The 1,731-nt window shown below is 51.8% G+C and carries 2 protein-coding genes and 1 pseudogene; all 3 read right to left on the bottom strand.

The genetic code is table 11. The annotated features are described in order from the left end of the window. Window positions 1-1,282, bottom strand: a 1,282-nt coding sequence (gene sgcC / locus RTW80_RS24775) for a PTS sugar transporter subunit IIC SgcC (RefSeq protein ID WP_312720714.1), incomplete at its 3' end; no start/stop codon positions are given. Window positions 1,283-1,293: 11 nt separating this feature from the next. Continuing rightward, window positions 1,294-1,572 carry a PTS sugar transporter subunit IIB SgcB gene (gene sgcB / locus RTW80_RS24770; protein WP_000722973.1) on the bottom strand — a complete coding sequence of 93 codons (279 nt, stop codon included), beginning with the start codon at window positions 1,570-1,572 and terminating at the stop codon, window positions 1,294-1,296. Then, window positions 1,569-1,731: pseudogene (locus tag RTW80_RS24765) on the bottom strand (M42 family peptidase); the annotation flags it as partial. The pseudogene RTW80_RS24765 and the gene sgcB, both read right to left, overlap by 4 nt.

The following is a 1,731-nucleotide window of genomic DNA, read 5'->3' as shown; positions in this document are numbered from 1 at the left end:
GCACGACGCTGGCGACAATACCGACCGCCACGACAACGCCAATAATCCCAAGCGACATCAATTCAGAAATCGACCAACCGAACATATTGCCCACGGACAACGCTGAGATTTGCGCACTTTCACCGGCAAAACTGAAACCGCCTTTGAGCGCCATTTCAGTGAAGTAAGGCGCGAACTGGGTGGCGATCAGCAGGACGGTAATCATCACGATGACCCCGCTTATCAACGTCCTGACCAGGTCTCCGCGGTGGATAACCGTAGCCATACAGATAAAGAACGGTGCTACCGGCAGGTCTGCGAGGGGTAACACTTTGTTGCCCGGTAAAATGCTGGCCAGAATTAACATAATGGGTATCAGTAGCAGACCGACAGCAATGGTGGTTGGATGCCCCAGCGTCACAGCAGTATCCAGACCGATATACACTTCACGTCCTTTGAAATATTTCTGGAAGAACTTTCTTGCACCGTCGGAGATGGGCATCAGGCCCTCAACAATCAGGCGGATCATGCGCGGGAACAGCACCATGATTGCCGCAACGGTAATCATCAGACTGGCGCAACCTTTAAAGCCTTCACCAGCCGCCAGGCCAAAAATCAGACCGAGCACTACGCCGATAATCACCGGATCGCCGACCATGCCGTAGCGTTTCTGGATCTCCTGAGCATCGATATTGCGTCCCTTCATGAAAGGGATTTTTTCATAGATAGCATCAAGTAGAACGAAAAGCGGTACTGAACTGGAACCGTAGCCTTGCGGTATCGAAATACCTTCCAGCCCGACGATGTTCTGTACCCGTTTTGCCGTCCAGTCGGCCATTTTTAACGATAGCGCCGCATGGCAGATTGCCCCCAGCACACCATAAATCAGGCTACCGGTCATAAGCTGGACCACCGTACCCGTAATGGCGTAGTGCCAGTAATTGTAAATATCGACGTTCATCGTTTTGGTCAGACGGGTGACCAGCATGGCGACATTGAGAAGAAAAATAACTGGGATAATCATGGCGCCAATGGCTGTCGCATAACCAACGCCGGAGGCAGGGCCTGCGCCAACGTCAAAGACATGCAGGGCCAGGCCGAAACGCTCAATCATCACTTTGATAGGGGGACTGAGGCTGTCGATCGCCATGACGATCACCAGTCCCATACCGACAAAACCAATCCCAACCGTTACCCCTGCCTTAATCGCCTGCAGCCAGGGGATGCGGAAGATAAGGCCAATCACGATCATGATGATAGGGACGAAAACGGTACCGCCGAGAGACAGGATGTAATCAAACATAATGCCTCCTTTTATTGAGTTAACAGAGCCTTGATTTGTTGTTTTAACGCGTCGTCGTTGATCCCTGTGAGCAGGGCGGCGCCATTAAGCGTAGGGATGCCGTAATCACTGTTGGTTCGCATGGAGGTTACAATAAGGTCCATACCGTTACAGTTAAGAGGGATCTCATTCAGACAGCATTGGGCGGTAGTGGCTGAAATGCCCTGTTCAGTCAGGAACTCTTGCAGCTTGTGTGCAATCATGGTTGAAGTCGACATGCCGGTACCGCATGCCACAAGGATCTTTTTCATAATGGATGTGCCTCTTGTGTAGTGCCTGAATCAGGCTCAACGGGGAAATGTGCTGCTGACATACCTGCCAGAGCGGTCAATAGGCGGATGCAATCAGTCAAATCACGCAGGCTGGCAACCTCCGCCGGAGACTGGGTATAGCGACAAGGAATCGAGAGA

Source organism: Escherichia sp. AM3 (assembly GCF_032029835.1).
Lineage (GTDB): Bacteria > Pseudomonadota > Gammaproteobacteria > Enterobacterales > Enterobacteriaceae > Escherichia > Escherichia coli.
Note: the sequence above shows the minus strand (reverse complement) of the source record. Positions and strands in the feature narration are given on the sequence as shown.